At 40.9% G+C, this 26,324-nt stretch carries 26 protein-coding genes and 1 riboswitch; of the genes, 11 read left to right on the plus strand and 15 right to left on the minus strand.

The annotated features are described in order from the left end of the window. Nucleotides 1-160 precede the first annotated feature (160 nt). Nucleotides 161-706, minus strand: a complete 546-nt coding sequence (gene orn / locus GQR55_RS03050; RefSeq protein WP_166419388.1) for an oligoribonuclease — start codon at nucleotides 704-706, stop codon at nucleotides 161-163. A gap of 121 nt (nucleotides 707-827) precedes the next feature. Between orn and rsgA the strand changes: the two genes are divergently transcribed. Together rsgA and asd are read left to right on the plus strand one after the other, a co-directional pair. Further along, complete coding sequence (gene rsgA / locus GQR55_RS03055) at nucleotides 828-1,886, plus strand: small ribosomal subunit biogenesis GTPase RsgA (RefSeq protein WP_166419389.1); 1,059 nt, start codon at nucleotides 828-830, stop codon at nucleotides 1,884-1,886. 14 nt (nucleotides 1,887-1,900) lie between these two features. Continuing rightward, entirely contained in the window at nucleotides 1,901-2,767 is an 867-nt protein-coding gene (gene asd, locus GQR55_RS03060; RefSeq protein ID WP_197179467.1) for an archaetidylserine decarboxylase, read from the plus strand. Between the two features lie 385 nt (nucleotides 2,768-3,152). On the opposite strand, the gene GQR55_RS03065 is transcribed toward asd, so the two are convergent. The 8 genes from GQR55_RS03065 to GQR55_RS03100 form a co-directional block, all read right to left on the minus strand. Further along, the gene (locus GQR55_RS03065; protein ID WP_166419390.1) at nucleotides 3,153-3,905 is read right to left on the minus strand and encodes a HesA/MoeB/ThiF family protein; all 753 of its coding nucleotides are present in this window, start codon (nucleotides 3,903-3,905) and stop codon (nucleotides 3,153-3,155) included. Between the two features lie 35 nt (nucleotides 3,906-3,940). Next, complete coding sequence (gene thiE / locus GQR55_RS03070; protein WP_166419391.1) at nucleotides 3,941-5,476, minus strand: thiamine phosphate synthase; 1,536 nt, start codon at nucleotides 5,474-5,476, stop codon at nucleotides 3,941-3,943. Between the two features lie 9 nt (nucleotides 5,477-5,485). Further along, on the minus strand, nucleotides 5,486-6,277 hold the full coding sequence (locus GQR55_RS03075; protein ID WP_166419392.1) for a thiazole synthase: 792 nt from the start codon (nucleotides 6,275-6,277) through the stop codon (nucleotides 5,486-5,488). Nucleotides 6,278-6,282: 5 nt separating this feature from the next. Further along, entirely contained in the window at nucleotides 6,283-6,477 is a 195-nt protein-coding gene (gene thiS, locus GQR55_RS03080; RefSeq protein WP_166419393.1) for a sulfur carrier protein ThiS, read from the minus strand. An 18-nt stretch (nucleotides 6,478-6,495) separates the two neighbouring features. Further along, nucleotides 6,496-7,506 carry an FAD-dependent oxidoreductase gene (locus tag GQR55_RS03085; protein WP_166419394.1) on the minus strand — a complete coding sequence of 337 codons (1,011 nt, stop codon included), beginning with the start codon at nucleotides 7,504-7,506 and terminating at the stop codon, nucleotides 6,496-6,498. Between the two features lie 125 nt (nucleotides 7,507-7,631). Next, entirely contained in the window at nucleotides 7,632-9,584 is a 1,953-nt protein-coding gene (gene thiC / locus GQR55_RS03090) for a phosphomethylpyrimidine synthase ThiC (protein ID WP_166419395.1), read from the minus strand. A gap of 143 nt (nucleotides 9,585-9,727) precedes the next feature. Next, a riboswitch (TPP riboswitch) is annotated at nucleotides 9,728-9,842 on the minus strand. A gap of 105 nt (nucleotides 9,843-9,947) precedes the next feature. Next, complete coding sequence (locus tag GQR55_RS03095) at nucleotides 9,948-10,346, minus strand: META domain-containing protein (RefSeq protein ID WP_331461447.1); 399 nt, start codon at nucleotides 10,344-10,346, stop codon at nucleotides 9,948-9,950. A gap of 126 nt (nucleotides 10,347-10,472) precedes the next feature. Further along, entirely contained in the window at nucleotides 10,473-10,871 is a 399-nt protein-coding gene (locus tag GQR55_RS03100; RefSeq protein ID WP_166419396.1) for an acyl-CoA thioesterase, read from the minus strand. A gap of 84 nt (nucleotides 10,872-10,955) precedes the next feature. Between GQR55_RS03100 and GQR55_RS03105 the strand changes: the two genes are divergently transcribed. Continuing rightward, a complete protein-coding gene (locus GQR55_RS03105) occupies nucleotides 10,956-13,073 on the plus strand; it encodes a TonB-dependent receptor (protein WP_206012014.1) in 2,118 nt (705 codons plus the stop codon). Between the two features lie 1,181 nt (nucleotides 13,074-14,254). Here the strand turns inward: GQR55_RS03105 and epmA are convergent. Together epmA and efp are read right to left on the minus strand one after the other, a co-directional pair. Further along, nucleotides 14,255-15,229 carry an elongation factor P--(R)-beta-lysine ligase gene (gene epmA, locus GQR55_RS03110; protein WP_166419397.1) on the minus strand — a complete coding sequence of 325 codons (975 nt, stop codon included), beginning with the start codon at nucleotides 15,227-15,229 and terminating at the stop codon, nucleotides 14,255-14,257. Between the two features lie 59 nt (nucleotides 15,230-15,288). Then, on the minus strand, nucleotides 15,289-15,855 hold the full coding sequence (gene efp, locus GQR55_RS03115; RefSeq protein WP_024596699.1) for an elongation factor P: 567 nt from the start codon (nucleotides 15,853-15,855) through the stop codon (nucleotides 15,289-15,291). A 41-nt stretch (nucleotides 15,856-15,896) separates the two neighbouring features. Between efp and epmB the strand changes: the two genes are divergently transcribed. After that, nucleotides 15,897-16,910 (plus strand): EF-P beta-lysylation protein EpmB, encoded by a 1,014-nt coding sequence (gene epmB / locus GQR55_RS03120; RefSeq protein WP_166419421.1) that lies wholly within the window; start codon nucleotides 15,897-15,899, stop codon nucleotides 16,908-16,910. Here epmB and GQR55_RS03125 read toward each other — a convergent pair. Then, nucleotides 16,907-17,116: a hypothetical protein gene (locus GQR55_RS03125; RefSeq protein ID WP_024600329.1), complete on the minus strand. Its 210-nt coding sequence runs from the start codon at nucleotides 17,114-17,116 to the stop codon at nucleotides 16,907-16,909. The genes epmB and GQR55_RS03125 overlap by 4 nt on opposite strands. Before the next feature lie 82 nt (nucleotides 17,117-17,198). Here GQR55_RS03125 and GQR55_RS03130 point away from each other — a divergent pair, with 82 nt between their 5' ends. Next, a complete protein-coding gene (locus GQR55_RS03130; protein ID WP_002960798.1) occupies nucleotides 17,199-17,489 on the plus strand; it encodes a hypothetical protein in 291 nt (96 codons plus the stop codon). A gap of 47 nt (nucleotides 17,490-17,536) precedes the next feature. Here GQR55_RS03130 and GQR55_RS03135 read toward each other — a convergent pair whose 3' ends face one another. Then, nucleotides 17,537-18,028, minus strand: a complete 492-nt coding sequence (locus tag GQR55_RS03135; RefSeq protein ID WP_166419398.1) for a DUF3016 domain-containing protein — start codon at nucleotides 18,026-18,028, stop codon at nucleotides 17,537-17,539. A 279-nt stretch (nucleotides 18,029-18,307) separates the two neighbouring features. Here GQR55_RS03135 and galE point away from each other — a divergent pair, with 279 nt between their 5' ends. Continuing rightward, nucleotides 18,308-19,324 carry a UDP-glucose 4-epimerase GalE gene (gene galE / locus GQR55_RS03140; RefSeq protein ID WP_166419399.1) on the plus strand — a complete coding sequence of 339 codons (1,017 nt, stop codon included), beginning with the start codon at nucleotides 18,308-18,310 and terminating at the stop codon, nucleotides 19,322-19,324. 295 nt (nucleotides 19,325-19,619) lie between these two features. Here the strand turns inward: galE and GQR55_RS03145 are convergent, their stop codons facing one another. Then, on the minus strand, nucleotides 19,620-20,300 hold the full coding sequence (locus GQR55_RS03145) for a Fe2+-dependent dioxygenase (protein WP_007585050.1): 681 nt from the start codon (nucleotides 20,298-20,300) through the stop codon (nucleotides 19,620-19,622). 77 nt (nucleotides 20,301-20,377) lie between these two features. After that, complete coding sequence (locus GQR55_RS03150; protein WP_166419400.1) at nucleotides 20,378-22,558, minus strand: TonB-dependent siderophore receptor; 2,181 nt, start codon at nucleotides 22,556-22,558, stop codon at nucleotides 20,378-20,380. A gap of 217 nt (nucleotides 22,559-22,775) precedes the next feature. Between GQR55_RS03150 and GQR55_RS03155 the strand changes: the two genes are divergently transcribed. The 5 genes from GQR55_RS03155 to GQR55_RS03175 are packed head-to-tail and all read left to right on the plus strand — an operon-like array spanning nucleotide 22,776 to nucleotide 26,314. Beyond that, the gene (locus tag GQR55_RS03155; RefSeq protein WP_166419401.1) at nucleotides 22,776-23,549 is read left to right on the plus strand and encodes a DUF3450 family protein; all 774 of its coding nucleotides are present in this window, start codon (nucleotides 22,776-22,778) and stop codon (nucleotides 23,547-23,549) included. Beyond that, nucleotides 23,549-24,874 (plus strand): MotA/TolQ/ExbB proton channel family protein, encoded by a 1,326-nt coding sequence (locus GQR55_RS03160; RefSeq protein WP_166419402.1) that lies wholly within the window; start codon nucleotides 23,549-23,551, stop codon nucleotides 24,872-24,874. The genes GQR55_RS03155 and GQR55_RS03160 overlap by 1 nt, the downstream gene beginning before the upstream one ends. Next, nucleotides 24,867-25,247 carry a MotA/TolQ/ExbB proton channel family protein gene (locus GQR55_RS03165; RefSeq protein WP_002960812.1) on the plus strand — a complete coding sequence of 127 codons (381 nt, stop codon included), beginning with the start codon at nucleotides 24,867-24,869 and terminating at the stop codon, nucleotides 25,245-25,247. Before GQR55_RS03160 ends, GQR55_RS03165 begins: the two co-directional genes overlap by 8 nt. Before the next feature lie 4 nt (nucleotides 25,248-25,251). Then, entirely contained in the window at nucleotides 25,252-25,656 is a 405-nt protein-coding gene (locus GQR55_RS03170) for a biopolymer transporter ExbD (RefSeq protein WP_010555259.1), read from the plus strand. Between the two features lies 1 nt (nucleotide 25,657). Next, a complete protein-coding gene (locus tag GQR55_RS03175) occupies nucleotides 25,658-26,314 on the plus strand; it encodes an energy transducer TonB (protein ID WP_166419403.1) in 657 nt (218 codons plus the stop codon). Nucleotides 26,315-26,324: the final 10 nt, after the last annotated feature.

Genomic DNA, 26,324 nt, shown 5'->3' on the forward strand with positions numbered 1-26,324 from the left:
AACGTTGGTGCGCGACGGGTCGCGTTCAACATTCTAGCAACTGAGCTAGTGTCGCATTAATTGATGGTAATTCAATCACTCAAACACACTAACCCCGCGTGGGTTATCGTCTTGAGCGGGGCAGGATTCTACAATAATACGGAGTGTTTGCAAGTGTTTTTTACAAATTAAAGAAATTTTCTCTATAGACTTTTAATTCCATAATAGAATCTTTAATGTCATCCAAAGCAAGGTGTGAGCCTTTTTTGTTCACTTTTGCAAGAACTTCAGGTTTCCAGCGACGTGCTAATTCTTTAATCGTACTCACGTCTAAATTTCGGTAATGAAAGAAGTCTTCGAGCTCGCGCATGTACTTATTCATAAAGCGGCGGTCTTGCCCAATTGAATTACCACACATTGGCGAAGCGCCAGCTGGAACCCACTGCTTTAAAAACTCTATAGTTTGTTCTACAGCATAAGTTTCATCAAAGGTACTTGCTTTACAGCGCGCTGTTAAACCCGACTTGCCATGCTGAGTGGTACACCACTCGTCCATGCCATCAAGGAGCTCATTACTTTGATGAATGGCTATAGTTGGCCCTTCGGCTAATATATTCAAGTCTGCGTCAGTGACAACCGTCGCAATTTCGAGTATTTTATCGGTCTCTGGTTCGAGTCCGGTCATTTCAAGATCGAGCCAAATTAAATTTGATTTATTAATAGTCATAATTACCTAAGCGGTGCTTTCCTTTAGATCCAACGCATTTCGATATATCATATTAGCATCAACCGTCGAGCTAAAGCTTTTTTTAGGAAAAGCGACATTTAACTAAGGTTATAGGCCTCCAGTGGCAAAACAAAAAAAATTAAGTAAAGGCCAATCGCGTCAGATCAAGGCCAATCACCAAAAGCGCATTAATAGCGCAGACTCAAGACCTGCTAAAAAAGGGGCGCAAGAATGGCAAACCGATAACTTAGGTCAGGTCGAAAGCGCAATTGTGATCAGTCGTTTTGGCCAACACGCCGATGTCGAAACTGAAAATGGCGATGTACTGCGCTGTAATATACGCCGCACCGTATCAAATTTAGTGTGTGGCGATGAAGTATTGTTTCGCCGTGCAAAAGTAAGCGAAGGTGATTTAGCGGGTGTAATTGAAGCTACGCAAGAGCGCCGCTCGCAGCTTACTCGCCCAGACTTTTACGACGGTGTAAAAGTTATTGCAGCCAACATTGACCAAATACTGATGGTATCGGCTGTATTGCCTGAGTTTACCCCTAGCATTATCGACCGTTATTTAATTGCCTGTGAAGATATGGGCATTGAGCCAATTTTAGTGCTTAATAAAACCGATTTAATTGATGAAGCGGGCCTTAGTGAAATACAAAAGGTTCTCGATATCTACCGTAAACTCGACTACAAAGTACTTCTTGTTAGTAATATATCGGGTGATGGAATCGATGAGTTAAAAGAAGTACTTGTTGATAAAAATAATATTTTTGTTGGCCAAAGTGGTGTGGGTAAATCAACCCTCGTTAACACTGTTTTGCCAAATGCTGAAATATTAACTAAAGAAGTATCTGAAAACAGTGGCCTTGGCCAACACACAACAACTGTTTCACGCCTTCACCATTTACCAAGCGGCGGTAACTTAATCGACTCGCCAGGAATTCGTGAATTTGGTTTATGGCATTTAGATGTTGATCGTGTAACGTGGTGTTTTAAAGAGTTTAGAGAATTTATAGGCGGATGTCGCTTTAGAGACTGTAAACATCTAAACGATCCGGGTTGTATAGTTAAAGAAGCTGTAGCTGATGGCAAAATTTCGCAATTGCGCTTTGACAGCTACCACCGAATTTTAGAAACAATGGCTGATGGTCGTGCCGGTTCTCGCGCACCTCGCGTATAATTTAGGAAAAAACTGTGAGTTTAGACAAATTTAAAATCGCAATGCAGTATGCAATGCCAAAACATTTTATTTCGCGCGTAGTAGGTAAATTAGCTGCTGCTAAAGCGGGCGCTTTAACAACCACGTTAATTAAACTATTTATTAAACAATACAAAATAGACATGAGCGAAGCACAATATTCAGATCCTGCTCATTACAAAAGCTTTAATGAATTTTTTACCCGTCCTTTAAAAGACGGCGTGCGTCCAATGGTAGAAGATAGTGACATTATTATTCATCCAGTGGATGGCGCAATCAGCCAGCTAGGCGATATTGTTGATGGACAGCTAATACAAGCTAAAGGACACGATTACAGCTTGCAAGCGCTACTAGGCGGCTCACAAGATGATACAACACCATTTTTAGGCGGTAAGTTTGCCACTATTTATTTAGCGCCAAAAGATTACCACCGTATTCATATGCCAATTGATGGCACCTTAAGTAAAATGATTTACGTGCCAGGTGATTTATTTTCAGTAAATCCACTTACAGCGCAAAACGTGCCTAACTTATTTGCACGTAACGAACGCGTAGTTGCAATTTTTGAAACTGAAATTGGTCCGCTTGCTATGGTACTTGTTGGTGCAACAATAGTGGCAAGTATCGAAACTATTTGGGCTGGTACAGTAACACCACCAGCAGGTAGCGATGTATTCAGTTGGAAATACCCAACCACAGGCGATAACGCCATCACACTTAAAAAGGGTGAAGAAATGGGTCGCTTTAAATTAGGCTCTACTGTGGTACTTGCATGGGGTGCTAATAAAGCTGAAATACTGGATGATCAACTACCAGAAGTGGTAACTCGCTTAGGTACTGCGTTTGCAAAAATTAACGACTAAAATCAATCGTTAATTAGAAATCAAAAAACCGCGTTTATTTAAACGCGGTTTTTTAATTTTTGTAGGCGCTTACACGAAAAATGCAGTTTTTAATTTATAACTAATAGCTTACTTACTCATCGGTTTATCTAAAGCGCAGCGCCCTCTAAACCTCTTTGTGAATAAATCACTTAAGATCTTATTGCACAAAGAGAGGCAAAAGTGGAGTAAATGAGAAAACATAAAATATAGTAATTACGAGCTTTGCTCGTCACGCCAGCAAGCTGTGCATCTACAAGTTTGGTGTGAGAGTTTAGATTTACTGTAGGCGGAGAGCTTGCTCCCGCGAGAAGCGAAGCTTCTAATTACTTAACTTCGAACGGTTATAAACCATCAACTAAAACGCTTACTTCACGCCACACTCTTTACACTCTAAATCTTTAATCACTTTGAAGTGTTGTTGTTTTAAAGTAAGCGCATCAAACGTTATAAATACACTGCCACTTAAGTGACCTAATAATAAGTTAAGCGTAAGTTGCGCCTGCATGGAGCCAATTACACCAAGTAGCGGGCTAATAACCCCTGCGTTACTGCAATTAATAACCGGTGTAGCTTCGCCCTGTGGAAAAACACAGCCATAACATGGGCTATCACTTTGCCTAAAGTCAAAGCCCATTAACTGCCCTTTAGTTGCCAAAGCTGCACCTGAAATTAACGGTGTTTTATTAGCAATACAATAACGATTAACACTATAGCGAGTACTAAAGTTATCAGAGCAATCAAGTACGATGTCAGCCCCTTTTAGCATGTTAACTGCATTATTCTCATCTAACTTTTGGCAATGCGTTACTATGTCTATTTGATTATTAAGGCTCGCTAATACTTTAACTGCGGCGGCAACCTTGCTTTGCCCCAAGTGATTTATCTTATAAAGCACTTGGCGCTGTAAGTTTGAAAGCTCAACTTCATCATCGTCAATTAAAATAAGCATTCCAACGCCCGCAGCGGCTAAATATAAAAGTACTGGGCTACCTAAACCACCAGCCCCCACTACTGCAACCGTTGAAGATTTAAGCGTTAACTGCCCTTCAAGCCCAACTTCTTCAAGCAATAAATGGCGACTGTAACGCAGGGTTTCTTTATCGCTTAGCTCATTCACGTTTACCGGCCTTATTAGTATTACCCTTGTTAGTATTAATTTGCACTGCTTATGGCTACTTGCAGAGCGCTTATAGCCTCTACATAATTATCAGCCTCGGTAATCGCACGCACGACGGCAACACTGCCTACGCCGGTTTTCGCTACCTGCTTTGCACGGCTTAAATCAATACCGCCTATTGCTACCGTTGGATAGCTTTGCATAAGCGGTACAAATTTAATCAGCTTTTCAAGGCCTTGTATTTGCCCTGTCATATCTTTTGTTGTGGTTGGGTAAATAGCACCAAATGCCATGTAACTAGGGCGATAATTATGCGCACGCAGCATTTCATAAAAACCATGAGTAGAAAGCCCAAGCCTTAAGCCTGCCTCTTTAATTGCCACTAAATTAGCAATCTCTAAATCCTCTTGTCCTAAATGCACGCCATACGCACCATGCTTAATAGCTAACTGCCAGTAGTCGTTTATAAATACCTGTGCGCTATATTGCTTGCCCAGCTCAACAGCTTGCTTAATGAGCCCATCAAGCTCGTCTTGTGTTTTATTTTTAACGCGTAACTGCGCTGTTTTAATGCCTTGTTGTAAGCACTTTTCTAACCAATCGGTACTATTTACAACCGCATACAAACCCAGCGATTTACTTTCACAAGGCGCAAAATCAGCCGCCATATTAAAATCAAACGGTACATCAAAATCTAATTCATCGCCCAGCCAGCTACCTGGCTCAATTACTTGTGGGTAGTCATCTAAATTAGTAGGGAACGAGGTATGAGCAACCGGACCAATACCTTCTCCATAGCGTACCGACTGTTTTAGCCCTTGGTTTATATACGCTTTAGCTAAAATAAAGGCATCTTTTAATGGGTAGTCTTTAGCTAAACACGCAGCAATTACCGACGCCATGCTACATCCGGTGCCGTGGTTATGCGGTGTTTGTATTTTTTGATTGCCTAACCAATATTCTTCGCCATTTTGCGTATTACTATCAATACAATAATCAATGCAGTAGCCACTTGGATAATCCCAATGTCCGCCTTTAATAACAACCGCTTTAGCGCCCCAACTTAGTAACTTATTTGCCGCTTCTTTAATTGCAGCCGGACCAATTAAATACACACCCGTTAATAACTGTGTTTCGTGTGTGTTTGGAGTTATTACATCCACCAGCGGCAGTAAACATTCTTTTATTGCGCTTACTGTGTCTTCCTCTGTTAGTAAATCACCGCTTGAGGCAATCGCAACAGGGTCATATACAATAACGGGAGGCACAGGCCACTTAGCTTTATAGTGACTTATATGTTCGCTGATCAACTGAATTTGCTGCACATTGGCAAGCATGCCAATTTTTATCACTTTGGCTTTCATGTCTTTTTCAAGTGCAAGTAACTGTGATTCAATAATATCGGTAGAGACTGCATTAATTGCTTCTACACCTAAACTATTTTGCGCAGTAAGCGCCGTAATTGCCGTACACCCATGCACACCAAAACTTTGCATTGCTTTTATATCTGCTTGAATACCTGCACCGCCGCCAGAGTCAGATCCGGCAATTGTCCATACTACGTTATTCATATTCTTTCCTTACTGCTGATGCCAAAAAGGCATACCCATTGTTGGGGTTGATGGGGCTGCAACTTCTTTTTCAGGCATCGCTTTTGCCTTGTATGCAAAGCGCCCTGCTTCTACTGCGGCTTTAAATGCGCGGCTCATAGTAATTGGGCAACCCGCCCCTGCAATGGCTGAATTTAATAATACCGCATCATACCCCATTTCGAGTGCTTGGCAGGCATGCGATGGCAAACCTAAACCTGCATCTACTATCAATGTAGTATTGGGTAAGCGCTCTCGAATAGTTTTTAAATTATAACTATTTAACAAGCCTTTACCGGTGCCTATTGGCGCCCCCCACGGCATAAGCACCTCACACCCTAGCTCATTTAAACGCCGGCAAAGTACTAAGTCATCGGTGCAATAAGGTAATACTTTAAAACCATCATCAATCAATATTTTTGTGGCTTCAAGTAGCGCAAAAGGGTCAGGCTGTAAATTGTAATCATCGCCAATTAGCTCTAGCTTAATCCAATCGGTGGCAAATACCTCTCGGCACATTTTTGCGAGTGTAATCGCCTCTTTGACACTGTGGCACCCTGCGGTATTAGGCAGTATTTTTAAGCCTGTATTTTTTATTAACTGCCAAAAATCATCGCCTGCTGCTGCACTTTGTTGGCGCCTAAGCGACACCGTTACAATTTCAGCGCCTGATGCGGTTAGTGATTGGGTCATAATATCGGGCGACGGATAAAGTGCAGAGCCTATTAATAAACGACTCTTTATTTGCTCTCCATAAATAGTTAAACAGTCTTTAGTTTGCATGAGCTTTATCCGCCTTGAATGGGTGACAGCAACTCAACACTGTCGCCTTCATTAAGTACATAGTTACCGTGCTGACTTTGTGGAATAAATTCGCTATTAATAGCCACAGCAAAAGGCGCGGCTGCACCAAAACTTTGAAGTACCTCAACGAGCGCTTTGCTATTAACATTAAGTAGCTCGCCATTAATTGTAATGTTCATTTTATTCTCACTCTATTCTTACTGTATTTGCGAAACTGCTTGCGCCACTAATGCCGGCGCCAACATATAACCATGTCGATACAAGCCGTTAATACTAATTACATTACCTACTTTTGTTACTTCTGGGCGGTTGTCGCTAAATGCGGGGCGTAATCCGGTTTGAATATTAAGGAGCCGTGCTTCGGCAAATCCGCTGTGTACGGTATAAGCCGCTGAAAGTAACTCAAGGGTTGAGCGCACGGTTGCAGCGCCATTGTCTTGCGATTCTATTTCGGTCGCACCAATTACATATTCACTGTTAGGTTTAGGCGCTATATAAATTGGGTAACGTGGGTGCATTAAGCGCACGGGCCTGATTAAACTTACCTCTGGTGCGTATAACCTTGCTACTTCGCCGCGCACGCCTCTAAGCGGTTTATCACTTTGAGCTGTTTTAGCGCCAAGCCCACGACAATCAATAATGTAATCGAAGGGTCGATTGTTTATTTTGTTGTCGCTAATGGTTACGCGCTGGTTAAACACAAATTTTACTTTGCGTTTATTAAGCTGTGCAAAGCTGGCTTTATAAAATGCGTGGTTATCTATTTGCCCTTCGCAGGGTAAAAATAAGCCTTGATTAAAGCGCCCTGCAAGTTCGGGTTCAAGCATTGTAATTTGCTGAGCATTTACATGCTCAGCAGTGTGATCAGCTAACGGTTTTATACGTTGTGCAAAGCTTTGTAAATCACCTTTATCTTGCTGATGCGCAACGACCAATGTACCTTGCTGCTGAAAAAAAATCTCACTTTCAAGTTCAGCAATAATATCTGGCCAGCGCTTCATTGAATCAAGCCCCATTAAAGCTAAATCAGCCTCGCATAATACCGACTCTGCAAGTGGGGCAAGCATAGCTGCAGCCACTTTGCCCGCACTATTTTGTGTATGCTCGTCGTCTGCTTCAAAAATAGTGACATGATGCTGCTTACTCAGCTCAAGCGCAGCTAACCTGCCCGCTAAACCAAACCCGACCACCGCAATGTTATAAAACATAAAACCTCCAAAGCAGTTAATTAGTAGGTGCGAATTTACTTCGTACTTCTTCAATTTTTAAAGAAGCGAGGTATAAAACCTCACCTACAATTGCCTCTAATCCCGACTAATAACTTAAAGCAACTTTATACCGCTTTATGGTAAATCTCTGAGCCTGTTTGCTTAAACTGGGCAGATTTAGCTTTCATTTCGGCTTCTACATCAATCATTTTGATCTCGATAGCGTCCCCAGCGTTATTAGGATCAATACCACGTGTTTCTAAATCTTTGGCATAATCACGTACTTCTTGGCTAATTTTCATAGAGCAAAATTTAGGGCCACACATAGAGCAAAAGTGAGCCACTTTGCCTGATTCTTGCGGCAGGGTTTCGTCATGATATTCGCGAGCTCGGTCTGGATCTAAACCAATATTAAATTGGTCGTGCCACCTAAACTCAAAGCGTGCTTTTGATAGCGCGTTATCGCGCTCTTGCGCACCAGGGTGACCTTTTGCTAAATCGGCGGCATGCGCTGCAATTTTGTAAGTAATTAAGCCTTCTTTAACATCTTCTTTATTTGGCAGACCTAAATGCTCTTTAGGTGTTACATAACACAGCATTGCACAGCCGTACCATGCTATTTGAGCCGCACCAATACCCGAGGTTATATGGTCGTACCCTGGTGCAATATCGGTTGTTAACGGGCCTAAAGTATAAAATGGCGCTTCATCGCAGTGCTTTAATTGCTCATCCATGTTGGCTTTAATCATGTGCATTGGCACATGCCCCGGGCCTTCAATAAATACTTGTACGTCGTGTTTCCACGCAATTTTAGTCAGTTCACCTAACGTGCGTAGCTCACTAAACTGCGCTTCATCATTGGCATCAGCAATAGAGCCAGGGCGCAGTCCATCACCGAGTGAAAAACACACATCGTATTGTTTTAAAATTTCACAAATATCTTCAAAGTGCGTGTATAAAAAGTTTTCTTTATGGTGCGCTAAACACCACTTAGCCATAATTGAGCCACCGCGCGACACAATACCGGTTACACGTTTAGCCGTCATTGGTACATAACGAAGTAATACACCTGCGTGAATAGTAAAGTAATCAACGCCCTGCTCGGCTTGCTCTATAAGCGTATCGCGGAAAATTTCCCACGTTAAATCCTCAGCTACACCGTTTACTTTTTCAAGTGCTTGATAAATAGGAACGGTGCCAATAGGTACCGGCGAGTTACGTACAACCCATTCACGGGTTTCGTGAATGTAACGGCCAGTTGATAAGTCCATTACGGTGTCTGCACCCCAGCGGGTAGACCACACCATTTTTTCTACTTCTTCTTCAATAGATGAGCTTACCGATGAGTTACCAATGTTAGCGTTAACTTTTACTAAAAAGTTACGACCTACAATCATAGGTTCGGTTTCTGGGTGGTTTATATTATTTGGTAAAATAGCGCGGCCACGGGCTATTTCATCCCGTACAAATTCTGGCGTGATAAATTCAGGAATACTCGCACCAAACGACTCGCCTTTATGTTGTGCTGCAAGTAGTTCTTTACGAATTTCTGCACGTCCCATATTTTCGCGAACAGCTACATATTCCATTTCAGGAGTGATAATGCCTTGGCGTGCGTAGTGCATTTGCGTTACGTTTTTACCCGCGATACCACGGCGAATTTTTGGTAAGTGATCAAAGCGAATATGATCAAGCCCTTCATCTGCCATGCGTTGCTGCGAAAACTGTGAAGTAACAGATTCTAAAACTTCGGTGTCGTCACGGCTTTCAATCCACTGCTCACGAAACTTAGGTAAACCTTTGCGTACATCAAGTTCAAAATTAGGATCGGTATACGGGCCCGACGTATCGTAAACACGTAGCGGATCGTTTGACTCATAAACAGGGTTTTCATCTGTGCCGCCAATAAACGTATCACTTAACGTGATTTCACGCATACCAACGCGCACACCAGGTTGAGTACCTTCAACGTATACTTTGTGAGAGTTTGGGAACGGTTGACCCGTTAAGTTATAAATATATTCAGACGCGGCTGCACGAGTTTCGCGGCGCGATGCTTTATTTGTAGTATTTGACATGACTTGCCTCATTGCTTAAGGGTTGTCTTGTCAGATATTCCGAGGAATAGAGAAAGATCGTAAAGTAGCGTACATGCTACTTTGCAGCCTAAAATAATCAAAATCACTTTATTGTGCGCATAAAAAAAGACGCACAAGCGTCCTTATTTAGGCAGCTTGTTCCCTACGCAGGTATTAACCTGATCAGGTTCACGGATCCCGCTTTCGCGATCTCAGCCACAAACTAATTACTTAGCTTTGGCACTCCGACAAGTATTGATATAAATTCTGTTCGTTGATTTGAAGGTGTTATCCAACAAATCTGCGCTGAGTGTACGTCAGTTAAAAACTGCCCGCAAGGGGCTGTTTTTTAAAAATTTAAAATTACTTAGGAATAAACACAAATGTTTGCTCGCCTTGCATGACCAATTGCTGGTCTTGCATTTTAAGCTCTGCACCTTGCTTTAAGGCTTGCAGTAACTGCTGCTCAAACTCATCGAGTTCTTCGCCGCACGACTTACGCGTCATACCTAATTTACTTACGGTTAGGCTGCTGTCTTCAAGCGAACCTTCCCCAAAAAATTTGTTACAGCCAGCAAAACCATTTACTTGCAGTGCTTCAATAAAGCTCATTGATGCCTTAAAAGAAGGAGGAATTGCTAAACCATCAACTCGTGATAATTGCCATTGGGTGTATTTTAGCTGCTCAGTGGTAACTGTCCCTGTTGATGCGCAACCTACACATAAACCGATTACAAGCATCGGTATTGCTGCTAATTTCATGTTACTACTAACTAATTGTCTAATTAATGCAATTGTAACAATTTCTATGCTGTTTATCCGTTAAAAATGCATGTTTTAAATGTAAATTTTTGTTCTATGATAGTTTAAAAGTTGTTCTGTTAAGCACTAAGTTGTAGTTTTGAATAGGTTATCTATTTGCTCTGGTAAAAACGGTCTACCTTTTTCATTAACAGAGGTACCTATAACCAGTGCATTGAGCATTACTTTTTCATCGCTTTTACGTATAACCGTTTGCTTAAACGCAAATTTTAAACGACTAATACGCTGCGGCTCCACAGCCACATAAAATTCATCACCTGGTAGTAGTGAATGTTTATAGTCCATTTCGCTGCGCATCACGACTAGGTTAATTTTATCTTTCGCTAATTGAGCAAAATCAATACCGTGTGCGTACAAGAATTCATGGCGAGCATGCTCTAAATAATTAAAATAAACACTGTTATTTACGATACCTTGTAAGTCACATTCGTAATCACGTACTTTGAAGTCAACTTTAAAGTCCATATTAGTAATCCTGATTATTTAACGTATAATTGCCGCGTTTATAGCACATGTGTTTAAATAATTGCTACCATACGAGTCCCTAAAATGGAGTTAAGTAACCCAATGAACTTACGTTTGTCTTTAATTACTGCCGCACTTTTACCGCTGATTGGTGCACCACTTGTAGCTCATGCTGATGACAGCGATCTGGAAAGAATTGTTGTAACCGGCGATTTTCAGCGCGAAAGCATTCAAACTTTAAGCGCGAGTGCGAGCTTATTCAGCGAAGATGAAATTAATCAACGTGGTGCAAGTTACTTAGACGAAATGTTAGGCAGTGCCGCCAATGTAAATTTTGCATCTGGTGCGTCGCGTGGTCGTTACATCCAAATTCGTGGCGTGGGACTTCGCTCACAATTTGTAGACCCTATTAATCCATCTGTAGGCTTAGTTATTGATGGTATTAACTATTCTGGTCTTGGTGGCAGCTCATTATTATTTGATATAGACCAAGTAGAAATTTATCGTGGCCCACAAGGTACACGCTTTGGTGCAGACGGTATGGCTGGTATGATCCAAATGGGTTCAGCTAAAGCCACGAGCGATCCAAGTTTAAAATTACAAGTAGGTGCTGGCACATACAACACCCGCGAAGCAGGCATTGCAGCAAGCACAGGCTTAACAGATGACACTAGCGCACGCGTTAGCTACTTTCGCAGAAAGTCAGATGGTTACGTAGATAATCTGTATTTAAATGACGAAACACAAAATCAAGACGAACAAGTAGCCCGCTTTAAAATAAACAGTCAGCTTACAAAGCATTTAAATACTGAGTTAAATCTTCACTATATTGATATAAACAACGGCTACGATGCGTTTACGCTTGATAACAGCCGCAATAGTGTAGCCGATGAACCAGGCCAAGATACTCAAGAAAGCTACGCAATAGGTATTAATAATACTTACACGGGTTTTGATTTATTTGATGTAAACCTAAATCTATCGGCTATTGATACCGAGCTGCTTTATAGTTTTGATGAAGACTGGGGTTGTAATGATGCAAGCGAGCCACAGCTATGTGCTGCGGGCTTACATCCAGATGGATACAGCTCAACCGATCTCTATAGCCGCGATCGCGATGATCAATCTGTAGATTTACAGTTTAATTCTAAAACAGGTAACTGGGTTGCAGGTATTTATTACCAAAACCGTGATGTTGATTTAGAGCGCCAATACACATGGTTAGCAAGCCCATTTTCTTCAACTTACGAAACAAGTAATGTTGCAGTATACGGACAATTAGCGACTCCTGTTGGCCCTAAAACAACACTCATTACAGGTTTACGTGTAGAGCAATATCAAGGTGACTACACCGACAGTAACGGCTTTATACAAGATACTGACGACGTAATGGTTGGCGGTAAAGTTGCGCTAGAGTATCAAGTCATTGATCGCACAATGATCTACGCAAGTATCACCCGTGGTTATAAAGCTGGTGGTATAAACTCAGAAGCACTGGCTAAAGCGAAAGATGAAGGATTAAACCTAAGCGCTGATTTTTTCCAGCAGCATACGAGCTTCGACCCAGAATATTTATGGAGTGGTGAGTTTGGTGTTAAGGGCTCATCGCTTGATGATAAATTTACGCTTCGCTTAGCTGCATTTTACATGCACCGCGATGATATTCAGTTAAAAGCATGGCAAGTAGAAGGTCAGCAATTTACTGGTTATGTTGATAATGCCAGCTCTGGCAGTAATTACGGACTTGAAATTGAAGGTAGTTACCAGTTAACTGATAACTTATTTTTAACGGGTAGTGCTGGCTACCTAAATACAGAAATAGACGACTTTGTAACGCAGTCAGGCTTAAACCAAGACGGCCGCGAACAAGCACAATCACCTAAATACCAGTATGCGTTTACTGCTCGCTATAACTTTACAAGTGAGTTTTACGGTATGGTTGGTGTTGAAGGGAAAGACGATTACTATTTCTCAGATAGCCATAACTCACAAGCGCCAAGCAGCAACTTAGTTAATTTAAGTTTTGGCTATGAAGCAGACATGTGGGCTGTACGCGCATGGGCTCGGAACGTGTTTGACGAAACAGTCCCAACACGTGGCTTTGAATTTGGTAATGACCCACAAGATGGTTACGCAACGCATACATACACACAACTAGGCGAGCCTCGCGTAGCAGGTGTTACGTTTACGCTTAATCTGTAAAACACAGCCGTTGACTTTCAAATGAAAGATTTCAGCAAGCAATAAAAAACACCGCGTTTAATTTAAACGCGGTGTTTTTATTTGTAGCCGTCGAGCTTGCTCACGTGAGAAGCGCAGCTTCTAATTACTTTAAACTAAGTATAATCGACATATAATAAAACAACTTTTTAAAGCTTCGCTTTAACGCGTCAGCAAGCTGCACGCCTACAGAGTATTTAAAATACCAAGTTCAATTTTATGGCTGTGTTGTAGACGTAGAGCTTGATCACGTGAGAAGCGCAGCTTCTAATTACTTAAATTAATCATATAAAGAAATCTTAAAGCTTCGCTTTAACGCGTCAGCAAGCTGCACGCCTACAGGGTATTTAAAACACCGAGTTCAATTTTATGGCTGTGTTGTATCCGTCGAGCTTGCTCACGTGAGAAGCGCAGCTTCTAATTACTTTAAACTAAGTATAATCGACATATAATTAAACAACGTTTTAAAGCTTCGCTTTAACGCGTCAGCAAGCTGCACGCCTACAGGGGATTTAAAACACCGAGTTCAATTTTATAGCTGTGTTGTAGCCGTCGAGCTTGCTCACGTGAGAAGCAACGCTTCTAATTACTTTAAACCAAGCATAAGCGACATATAATCAAACAACTTTTTAAAGCTTCGCTTTAACGCGCCAGCAAGCTGCACGCCTACAGGGTATTTAAAACACCGAGTTCAATTTTATGGTTGTGTTGTAGCCGTCGAGCTTGCTCACGTGAGAAGCAACGCTTCAAATTACTTTAAACTAAGCATAAGCGACATATAATCAAACAACTTTTTAAAGCTTCGCTTTAACGCGTCAGCAAGCTGCACGCCTACAGGGTATTTAAAACACCGAGTTCAATTTTATAGCTGTGTTGTAGCCGTCGAGCTTGCTCACGTGAGAAGCGCAGCTTCTGATTACTTTAAACCAAATATAAACGACATATAATCGAACAACTTTTTTAAAGCTTCGCTTTAACGCGTCAGCAAGCTGCACGCCTACAGGGTATTTAAAACACCGAGTTCAATTTTATGGCGGTGTTGTAGACGTAGAGCTTGCTCACGTGAGAAGCGAAGCTTCTAATTACTTAAATTAATCATATAAAGAAATCTTAAAGCTTCGCTTTAACGCGCCAGCAAGCTGTGCTTGCCTACAGGGTTGGCATTACGCCCTTTGCACATCAAACGCGATTACGTCTTTAATTTTCTCTTTGTTTGTTGCGAGCATTACCAGCCTATCAATTCCCAAAGCAACCCCTGCGCATTGTGGTAATCCATGCTCCAGCGCTTTAATTAAGCGCGTATCCATTGGTACTTGTTTTAAACCGTTGTTGGCGCGGTATGTGTTATCTTCATTAAAACGTTTAGCTTGCTCACTGGCATTTGTAAGTTCGTTAAAGCCATTCGCTAATTCCATATTTTTATAATAAAGCTCAAAGCGCCCTGCTACTCGCTCATCGTGTTCACAAATTTGCGCTAGTGCCGCTTGAGAAGCTGGAAAGTGATACACAAAGCATGGCTTATCTTGTCCTATTGTTGGCTCCACTTTCATACAAAATAATAATTGCAGTAAGGTATCTTTATGCGTTTCATTTTGGGCTATATCAGCAAACCCATGCTCACACGCAAGTTGCTTTAACTGCTCTATGTTCGCTGTTAGCGGGTCAAGCCCGAGTGCTTGTTCAAACGCTTTTTGATAGGTAAATCTAGTTGCAGGTTCAACATCTAAAACAAGCTGCATTAGCTCATCCATTTCATCCATAAGTGCAAATTCGTCAAAGCCTGGGCGATACCATTCCAGTATTGTAAATTCGGGATTGTGATGTCTACCCGCTTCTTCATTTCTAAATGCTTTACAAAGCTGAAAAATAGCGCCTGAGCCTGCTGCTAACAAGCGTTTCATAGCAAACTCTGGAGATGTTTGTAAAAACAGAGGAAGGCCACCAGCATGGCCAGGGCCTACAAATGTGGTATTAAAACTGGCTAAGTGCACATCGGTTACACTGGCAGCACTTAAGCTTGGAGTTTCTACCTCTAAAACATCACGTGCATAAAAAAATTCACGGATGCTACGTAATATCGCTGCGCGTTGTTTTAGTGTTTCAATGCTTGCGCTTGGGGCCCAAAGATCTGCTGACATATTTTCTCCAAAAAAAATCCCAGCATTAAAGCCAGGATTTTATTAAACAACGTTAAAACTTACTTAACGCGGCTTACGTATTCACCATTACGAGTGTCTACTTTAATTACTTCGCCAATTTGTACGAATAATGGAACTCGTACCACAGCACCTGTGCTAAGCGTTGCTGGTTTACCACCAGTACCGGCTGTATCACCTTTAAGGCCAGGATCTGTTTCAGTGATCTCAAGCTCAACAAAGTTAGGTGGTGTAACAGCAATAGGGCTGCCGTTCCATAATGTAATTGTGCATAAGTCATTTTCAACTAACCATTTAACTGCATCGCCTAGTGCTTTTTCGTCAGCAGCAATTTGCTCAAATGTTTCGTTGTTCATGAAATGCCAAAATTCGCCGTCTGTGTATAGATACGCTAAATCTGTATCCATTACATCAGCACCTTCAACTGATTCACCCGATTTAAAGGTTTTTTCAAGCACCTTACCAGAGATAAGTTTACGGATACGAACACGGTTAAACGCCTGACCTTTACCAGGTTTTACCATTTCATTTTCTAAGATACTGCAAGGCTCGCCGTCCATCATAATTTTTAGGCCGCCCTTGAACTCGTTGGTGCTATAATTCGCCATCGTTTCCTCTATTTATATTTTTTCGAGTAATCTACATGCCAATGATACAAAGAAATGAAGCAAATTTGCATAAAAACTGGCAAAAAGAATTAGCAAATGTAGTTACCTGCCCAAAAACCTTGCTTAAAATGGTCGGTTTATCGAGCCAAGTCCATGAAAACGACCTAAAAGCCCGCAGTTTATTTCCGGTACGGGTGCCTATCCCTTTTATAAAAAAAATTCGTAAAGGTGACGCAAACGATCCGTTACTGCTACAAGTTATGCCACGCCATCAAGAATTTTTAACTAAATCAGGTTTTAATAAAGATCCCCTACTCGAGCAAGATAACGACCAACCAGGCCTGTTACACAAGTATAAATCGCGTGTTTTAGTGATGTTTAAAACCGGCTGTGCGGTAAATTGTCGTTATTGCTTTAGAAGGCATTTTCCGTATCAAGAAAACCAACTCAATAAAAAAAGCCTACTTGAAACACTGAGCTATATAAAATCAGATGCCAATATAAACGAAGTGATTTTAAGTGGTGGCGATCCGCTAATGGCCAAAGACGATGCAATAAGCTGGTTTTTAGATGAGCTTGAGCAATTACCACAAATTAAACGAATGCGAATACATAGCCGTTTGCCGGTAGTTATACCTGCGCGAGTGACCGATGAGTTATGTGAACGATTAGCAAAATCGCCGTTAAAAATTATTTTTATTAATCACATTAACCACGCCAACGAAATAGACGCTGACTTTAAAGCCGCCATGCAAAAGCTAAAGCAAGCAAACGTAACGCTATTAAACCAAGCTGTAATTTTAAAAGATGTGAACGATACTGTTGATGCGCAAATAAATTTAAGCGAAGCGTTATTTGATGCCGACGTATTGCCGTATTATTTGTATTTGCTTGATAAGGTAGAAGGGGCGAGCCACTTTGATATTAATGAAGCGCAAGCAATAAAAATAATGGCAGAGCTATTAAAAGCCCTGCCCGGATTTTTAGTGCCTAAATTAGTAAGAGAGATCGGTGGTCAAAAAAGTAAAACACCTATCGATCTTAAGTTAATTTAAACATATATATTTACGTTATTACCCAGTGATGCAGTCGCCGATTTAGCCGGCGTTTGCGCACTTGACGATTGCGCTGCACCTTCAATAAGTGCAAGCGCTGCAGCGCCATCAGCTAATTGCTGTTTTTTAGACAAAGCAGCAGTGTAAAGCTCACTGCCTTGGCCTGAACCAGACATAGCTGGTAAATTTCCACCTGATATATTCATAATTATAAGCCTTAATCAACCTGACTTTTAAATGTAATCCACGTATTATGTCGGCCATGCAGCACAAAGCTTTAGGAAAACCATGGATTCTATAATTGAACAACTCAACACTAACTTAAAAATTGTTTATCGTCAGGCACTTGACGCCGATAAAAAATTAGACGAATTACAACAACAAGGCCATGGCAAATTTAAAGCCTTATTTGCACAAGATGCCGGTTTTAGCTTTGAAGCTAAACGTTTTAAGCCTTATGTTCTTGATGTAGCCGCTGATGTTGAAAGCTTATCTAACGATGGTTTTGATGAAGAAAAACTTAAAACAACCGTTATTAAATTACAGCAAATACTCACGTTGTTAGCTACCTTTAAGTAAAGCTTAAAAACGAAAATGCCGCTATTTAGCGGCATTATTATTTTGAGTTAATCTAAACTTGGTAATATTTGCTCACCAAACCATTCTGTTAGTAAGCGTTTTTCGTAATAAAATGATTCGTCGCGACCCATTTTTATTTTATCCATAAAGCCCATGTCTTTAAGCTCTACGTCACTACCTTTACTTAATACTGTACCGTCGTTATCGGTTAACGAATAATTTAACTTAATGCGTGGAAAGTAAATCGGTTTTACTACACGAATTTCGTCCATACCGCCATAACGCACATCACCTGCTAAATCTAAATCAGTAAACTCTACATTTAATTTATAATCTTTTGGCAATTGCTCAGCTAATTTAGCCATATGTTTTTCAAAACTTGTCGCAATATTTTTATGATATGAGCTCTTAGTTTGGTTTGACGCTCGCACATCACGATAATCATTAAAGTCATGCCATTTAACAACAGACTCACCCGCATGGGCAAGTGCAGGCAATGCAATACACATTGTTGCTGCTATTTTTTTAACTAAATTCATATCTTTCTCCAAAGAGGTAAACCAATCACAAAAGTGTAGACTGGAGTAAACCTAGCATTAGCTATTACTAGACTCATTTTAGCACTTGTTTATTAACTATAACTTAATCTTAAGTATAAAGTGTTACTTGTACTGAGTAAAATATAATCAAAAGTGCTTGATTTACCGTTATTAAAAAAAGATGTTATTTAAACTATAGAAATTACAGATAAAGCATGTAAATCACCTCTATTTATGGTGAAATTAACTCAATTGATAAAAGGTACCCACGGAGCTTTCATGACTATTTTAGTAACCGGTGGCGCTGGCTATATTGGCTCGCACACTGTTTTAGAACTTTTACAGCAAGGTAACGATGTTGTTGTTATTGATAATTTAAGTAACTCATCACAAGAATCTCTTGCACGCGTAAAAAAAATCACAGGTAAAGAAGCTACTTTTTACCAAGGCGATATTCTCGATAAACCCTTTTTAGATTCAGTATTTGCAAAACACACGGTTGATAGTGTTATACATTTTGCGGGTTTAAAATCAGTGGGTGAGTCGGTTGCAAAGCCCGTTGAGTACTATCAAAACAATGTACAAGGTACACTTACGCTTGTTGATGCAATGCGCGACGCGGGTGTATTCAAGTTAGTATTTAGCTCGTCAGCCACGGTATACGGCGACCCTGCAAGCTTACCGATTAAAGAAGACTTCCCTGTAGGCGGTACTACTAACCCGTACGGCACATCTAAACTAATGGTTGAAATGATGCTACAAGATATCGCTAAATCAGATGAGCGCTTTGCGTTTGCTATTTTGCGTTACTTTAATCCAGTAGGTGCACATGAGTCGGGCTTAATTGGTGAAGATCCTAACGGTATCCCGAACAACCTTTTACCGTTTATCGCACAAGTAGCGGTCGGTAAATTAAAGCAACTTGCTGTGTTTGGTGATGATTACGATACCATTGATGGCACAGGTGTACGCGACTATATACATGTAGTCGATTTAGCAATGGGTCATTTAAAAGCACTTGATAAAATTGCCAGCAGCACGGGTGCATTAGTTTATAACCTAGGTACTGGTAACGGGTATTCTGTACTGCAAATGGTTAATGCATTTATTAAAGCAAGCGATCAGGCTGTACCCTACCAGGTTTCACCTCGTCGCCCTGGTGATATTGCAGCGTGTTATGCCGCACCAGAAAAAGCACTTAATGAACTTGGCTGGGAAGCAGTACGCGGTATCGATGAAATGATGCAAGATACATGGCGTTGGCAGTCAAATAACCCTAATGGTTATAAGGGTTAAGTAAAGCAAGCTTCAAACTTAAAGTAAGTGCGCGGTATAAAACCGCGCCTACAGAGTACTTTAAATACCGAGTTCAATTTTATAGCTGTGTTGTAGGCGATGAGCTTGCTCACGCGAAAAGCGCAGCTTTTAATTACTTAAATATCTATCCCAAAAACTGCGTTTTTGAACGCCTGCAAGCAGCGCGTCTACAAGAGAATTAAACCACAGTGCTAGACTTTACCTGTAGGCGAAGAGCTTGCTCTCGCGAAAAGCGCAGCTTTTAATTACTTATACATAATGATGGGCATCTTTATTATGTCTGTGCCCACTGTCTTAACAAATTATGATAAACACCCGTTAACTGAATAATCTCAGGGCTGTCTTCTACTTTGCTGCGCAAACTTTGAATCGACATATCTAAATCAAACAACAAACCACGTTTTTCGTCGCTGTTTACCATGCTTTGTAACCAAAAAAATGAGGCTAATCTACGCCCACTCGTTACAGGCATTACACGATGTAAGCTCGTTGAAGGGTACAGCACCATACTGCCTGCTGGCAGCTTTACGCTATGTGAGCCATAAGTGTCTTCAATAACAAGTTCACCGCCCTCATAGTCTTCAGGGTCATTAATAAATAACGTCATTGATACATCTGTACGAATTTTTACAGGCGTACCCGGCACTTGCCTGATTGCATTATCTACATGCACACCAAACGATTGCCCGCCTTGATAACAGTTAAATAACGGAGGAAAAATTTTTGCGGGAAGTGCTGCCGACATAAACAAATTACTGCGCGCAAGTGCTGCCATAATAATGTCGCCAAGCTCTTGGCATTCAGGGCTATTTTCAGGTAGCTGTAAGTTATTTTTTGCTTTGGTTGATTGATGTCCTGCGGTAATACTGCCATCAGCCCACTGCGCTTTAAGCAAAACCTCATGACAATAAGCCACTTCTTCTTTCGTTAATAGCTCTGGAATTTTAACTAGCATGTGCGCCCTCTCACATTTTTATCAAATAATTAAGGGCAGAGTTAACTCTGCCCTTTTATGCCGTACTTATTTTACTCTTAGAAAGAGTAGCTCGCTGTTAAGCTAAACTTACGACCATCACCTGGTACAAAGTGCCCGCCACCTAGCTGATCAACGTAATCTTTATCACCTAAGTTTTCACCATTAAACTGCAGGCTCAAATCTTTTGATATGTCATACGCAACCATCAGGTCAAAAATAGTATAACCTGGCGCTCGAGAGCGTGTTGCAGTAGTACCGTTGTAACGCTCACCTACATATTGCGCACCTAAACCAAACGATAACTTATCCGACATATCGTATGTAGTCCAAACACTTGCGCTATTTTTAGGCGTACGTGCAAGTTCGTTACCAATTTGAGTTGCGTCGTCGCCTAATGCTTTAGTTACTTCGCTATCTTGGTAAGTGTATGAAGCAATTACAGTCCACTCTTTAGTAATTAAGCCTGTCGCTGAAAGCTCTAAACCTTGTACGCGCTGTTCACCACCGAGTATTTCGTCTCTTGAGCTATCTGCAAAAGGGTCATCAGTACGGGCATTGGTTTTTTCAGTGCGAAATAGTGCCGCATTAGTTTGCAGGCGCCCATCCATTAAGCTCCACTTAGTTCCTAGCTCGTAGCTGCGGCTTTCTTCTGCATCTAAATCAGCTGCATTTGAACGTGTAGATACCGTTAGCCCTTCAGCAGATGGGTTAAATGAATTACCCGCGCCTAAATATATACTGCCGTTATCGGCTGGTTTATAAACTACAGCCGCATTCCAACTAAATAAGTCATCACTTGTAGAAATTAAAGCGCTTGGGTCATTATAATCGTTGTGATAATCCGTAGTGAAGCTATCAAAACGAATGCCGCCCGTTACTTCCCATTGTTTATTAAGTGTTACTGTATCAAATGCATAAATAGCTTGGTTTTTAGCTTTAGCTTCAATACTTCTACCGTCACGACCATATACACCGGTAAATGCAATTGTTGCATCAGGGTTGTATAAGTCATTGCGTATTTCGTCTTCAATTAGGTTATCAGGCGTAGTTGCAACAAAGTTATGGCGTGTAAACGTTTCATTTGCAAGCTCAACACCCACTACAACATCGTGAGTAAAGCCAGCAAATTCATAGTTACCAATTAAATCAACTTGAAGTGCAGCAAGTGAATTTTCTGTATCACGTGTTTTTTCATCTGCAAAGGTAATGTCAGTGTCTGTTGTAACAGAGAAGTAACGCGGTGCAGTTGTTACTGATTCACGTTTTACTTTACCTAAACGACCTTGAACACGTAACGTAGTATTTTGAGAAAAATCATACTCATAACGAGCTGTTGTTGAGTAGGCTTCAATATCTTCGTAATCACGATAAATATTACCGTAAAAATTATCAAAATCGACAGGAGAAGGTGAGCGCGCGCTATCTGCAAGTTCAGCTACTGGCGTATCACTGTAAACCCACGGAATGCCGTAATCTGGTAAATTGTCTTGGCGTTGATACTCTAGGTTTAAATCAAAACGGCTGTTTGTACCAAGCCCTGTTGCAAATGCAAACGCAACAGCATTTGTTTCGTTTTCAATATGGTCACGACCTGCAACATCACCTTTATCAGTAAGAAGGTTTATACGTAGTGCGCTTGTGTCGTTTACTTGAATGTTAGTATCAAAACGACCACGGTAATCGTTTTCTGTGCCTAAACGTAGCGAAACGTCGTTAAAGCTGTCTAACTTCGCCTTTTTACTTTCTAAATTAACACTACCACCTGTTGCGCCACGACCAGAAACTGCTGAGCCTGGGCCTTTTGCAACTTCAACGGCTTCAATGTTGTAAATATCACGTGTGTAACCTGCAACATCACGAATACCATCAACAAAAATATCATTTGTTGCACTAAAACCACGAATCGACATGCTATCGCCAGTAGGTGAGCCACCCTCACCTGCAGCTAAAGAAATACCAGACACATTGCGTAAAGCATCACGTAAGCTATCTACGTTTCTATCTTTCATTACCGCTTGGTTAATTACCGTTACAGTTTTAGCTGTATCGAGTAACGGTTGAGTGTATTTATGCGACGTTGATTTTTCAACAACATAGCTAGACTCTGTTTTAGTTTCTGCTTTAGTTACCGATAGTTCTTGAACATCCTGTGCACTTGCCCAAGTTGAAAGCGTTGCCGTAACAACCGCTGCAATTGGCTTTATGTAGGCATTTCCTTTATTCGATGGCTTACTCATGGTTACTCCGTAGTTTTTATTAAGCACTTAACTATTGTTAATTTAAGGTACATATTTAATTTCGGCGAAATCCTACCACCCAAACAACGCAATGTAAACGATAACTGCTATCAATTGCATTGTTATGTAAATTCCTATATTGTATACACACTCAAAAATTAACAGTAATTACGTCCTTGTAATTGCTTGTCGTAACTTTCAGGATTGTTGTTAAGTAATGCGAAGCTTAATTAAACCAATTAGCGTAGTTATCGCGCTTTGTAGCACTATGGCAGTAAAAGCCGACACTGTTAGTGAGCTAGAACAACTCGTTAATAAATGGCTACAAATAGAAAATCAAAACACAGAATTAAATACTCATTGGCTTGAACAAAAAAGCAGCATGGAGCAAACCTTAACGCTTCTAAATGCTGAGCAGCAGCAACTTAGCGAGCTTAATCAGCGTAGAAAAAAAAGCACCAGTGAGCTTGCCCAAAAACGCGAACAGCTTGTTACTCAGCAATCAGAACTTGAAAATGATCAACAGCAATTAAATGATCAACTAGCGCGTATTTCTCAGCAATTACTTTCATTACAAGTGCAACTCCCCCCGCCACTTTTAAGTAGTTGGAAAAACACCGGTGATTTAAGCGATTCAAAACTCAGTACAACTGACAAATTGCAAACAGCCCTAAAAATGCTGACGTTACTTAGTGATTTTCAACAACGTATTTCTATTCACGAAATGGCTATTAAGCATCCTGATGGGCAAGAAGTGTGGGTAAAGCAGCTTTATTTAGGTGCAGCACAAGCATGGTTTGTAAGCGAAGATTTAAGTTACGTAGGTATTGGTTTTCCAAGTGACTTAGGTTGGCAGTGGGAATTTGACCCAAGCATTAATGCTGAGCAAGTTGCACTGGGTATTGCTGTACAGCAAAAAAAGCGCGCTGCTGATTGGGTAACACTCCCAATATTAAGTTATGTAAATAAAAACCAGCAAGGGGCTAAATAATGGCTACTAACAGCATAATTGCAGTATTTAGCGCCACGGTTTTACTTTTTAGCGCAAATGTTTCTTTTGCAGCCAGCAGTGATGATGCTAAACAAAGTATTTTAAGTGATATTAAAACAGCGCAACGTACTCTAAATAAAACTCAAAATAGTATTTCAAAAGAGCAAGCTACCCTTGCAAAGCAAATTTTTACCAAGCAGCAATCGCTCAGTAAATTGCGCGAACAAGCAGCCGTTAATCGCCGCCTAGCTGACGAAAACACATTAAGTCTCGATCAGTTACAAACCCGATTAGATACTTGGCAACAGCAACAGCAATATCAATTAAACTTACTTAGCCGTTTTGTGCGCCAAAATACCAGCAATAGTGCTAGCAGTAACGAGTCGACTAATAACCAAAACGAGTTATTAAGCCGCGTTATATCGCAAATTAATAATCAAGAGCAGGCACTTTATCCACAGTTTAAAAAACAATCGGTTGTGCTAAGTAATGGCGAATTAAGCCAAGCTAATACCCTACAAGTAGGGCCTGTTGCATGGTTTAGTACGCAAACACCTAAACTTATGGGTTTATTAAATTTGGATGATGAATCTAATGCATTAAAGGTAGCGTTAGTACAATCAGCAAGTGACGATAACCCACTCGATAATACTTTAAAGCAAAACGGTGTAGGCTCAACATTACTTACTTTTGATCCTAGTTTAACGCACTTAGTAACTAGCCAAGCCCAACAAGAAAGTCCGCTTGAACACTTAGAAAAAGGCGGTTTATGGGCTATCCCTATTATTTTATTTGCCTGCTTTGCACTAACCATTGCGCTATTAAAAGCCGCGCAACTACTGCGTTTAAGTAAAATTAAAATGCACTCTCAAATGCAATTACAGCAATTTTTTAAAGCTGAAAATAGCAGTGAATTTGCAGGCATGCAGCAGCAGTTATTTAACTTAACGCTGCAAAGCGAAAAAGGCCAAGTACGAGACGATCAATTATTTAATCAGTTAATTCACGATAAGCATAAACTCGATAACTTTATTGGCGCTATTGCCGTTACAGCTGCAGTAGCTCCACTACTTGGCTTGTTAGGTACTGTTAGCGGCATGATCGAAACATTTAAAATGATGACATTGTTTGGCTCAGGTGACCCAGAAGTTGTATCGGGCGGTATCGCACAAGCACTTATAACAACTGAATTAGGTTTAGTCGTTGCCATACCAGCTCTGGTATTAAATGCACTGCTATCGCGTAAAGCAAAAGCGTACTACAGCCAACTCGAAGGCTTTGCATTACAGCTAAGTCAACTAGAAAAAGGAGAAACCAATGTTTGAAAAAATCGTTAGTAACCCTATTTGCTGGTGTATTCTTTTACTCGCTTTATTTGTATACCAGTTAATTTTTCATGACTTACTACACCTTAAACAATACCAAGCGCAGCGCAAAGGCTACTGGCAAGAGGTTAGCTCTATTTTAACGGCTGCTCTTCCGCTACTTGGTTTATTAGGTACCATTGTTGGTTTGCTTGATACATTTAAAGTAATGGCGCTGGGCCATAACGAGTTAATGAGTGATGCCATTGGTGATGCATTACTAACAACTCAATTGGGCCTTGTGTGCGCTATTCCCGCGTGGTTAATGCAAGCTTACTTAGCGTATTCGCAGCGTAACCCTAAATTACATACGTTAAGTAAACAGTTAGGGTAACACTATGCAATCACGTTTAAAGCACAAGCTAGAGCAAGAAGCGGGGCAACATATCGATATGTCGCCACTACTTGATGTGGTATTTATATTGCTAATATTTTTTATTGTTACAACTGTATTTGTACGCGAAAGCGGCGTTGAAGTTGATAAACCACAAGCCGTATCGGCCAGCCGTCTTGAGCAACAAGTTATATTTTTAGCTATAACCGACTCTCAACAAGTATTTTTTGATGGTAGCCAAATTGGTGTTGCTGGCGTGCGTAGTAGTGTCGAGCAAATGCTAAAACAGCAACAACGCCCTGTGGTTATTCAAGCTGATAAAACAGTACCTACAGAATTACTTGTTCAAGTAATTGACGAAGCAAAGCTGGCAGGCGCGGCGCAAGTTAACTTAGCGACCAAGCAATAATATGCACACGATTGACTCGCTTCAAAAAACAAAAAACAATCGCCATCCACTTTTTGCATTTGGCCTTAGCCTCATTGTGCTTAGTGCTGCATTACTACTTTTATGGCTTGGGCAACTTGCCGAACACCATATGCAAGACAAAGTGCTTGTACGTGAGATTGCCATGGTGGCACTGCCACCTCCTCCTGCGCCATCAATATCGCAACAGCAAACAAGTGAGCCAATGCAAAGCTTAACGGTAGAAGGGGCTGGCGCGTCTATTCAAGCCGTTAAAATTAAGATAAACAGCAATTTAAGTATTGTAAAACCCGATACACCTAGCGTAAAAGTAAGCGCGCCACAATGGCAATCAATGAGTGTAAATTGGGATGCGTTTAGCTTAAATCAACTCGATGGCCTCCCCACTTTACTTACACCTGTTAAAGCCGTTTTACCAAAAAGCTTAACCCGCCGAGGTGTTGATGTATTTACTGTAAAACTCGATGTATTTATTGATGAAAGTGGCAAGTTAAGTTTAATTGAGGTAGTACAAAATCCATATCCTGAACTTAAACCAGCTATCGACAAAATTATTAAACAAAGCCGCTTTAGTGCACCTAAAAAAGAAGGTGAAACAGTACGCGCTCGCTTTATTTGGCCAATCGAATTTAAACCTTAAGCCTATAAAA

Origin of the sequence: Pseudoalteromonas sp. Z1A8, from assembly GCF_011378855.1 — a bacterium.
Lineage (GTDB): Bacteria > Pseudomonadota > Gammaproteobacteria > Enterobacterales > Alteromonadaceae > Pseudoalteromonas.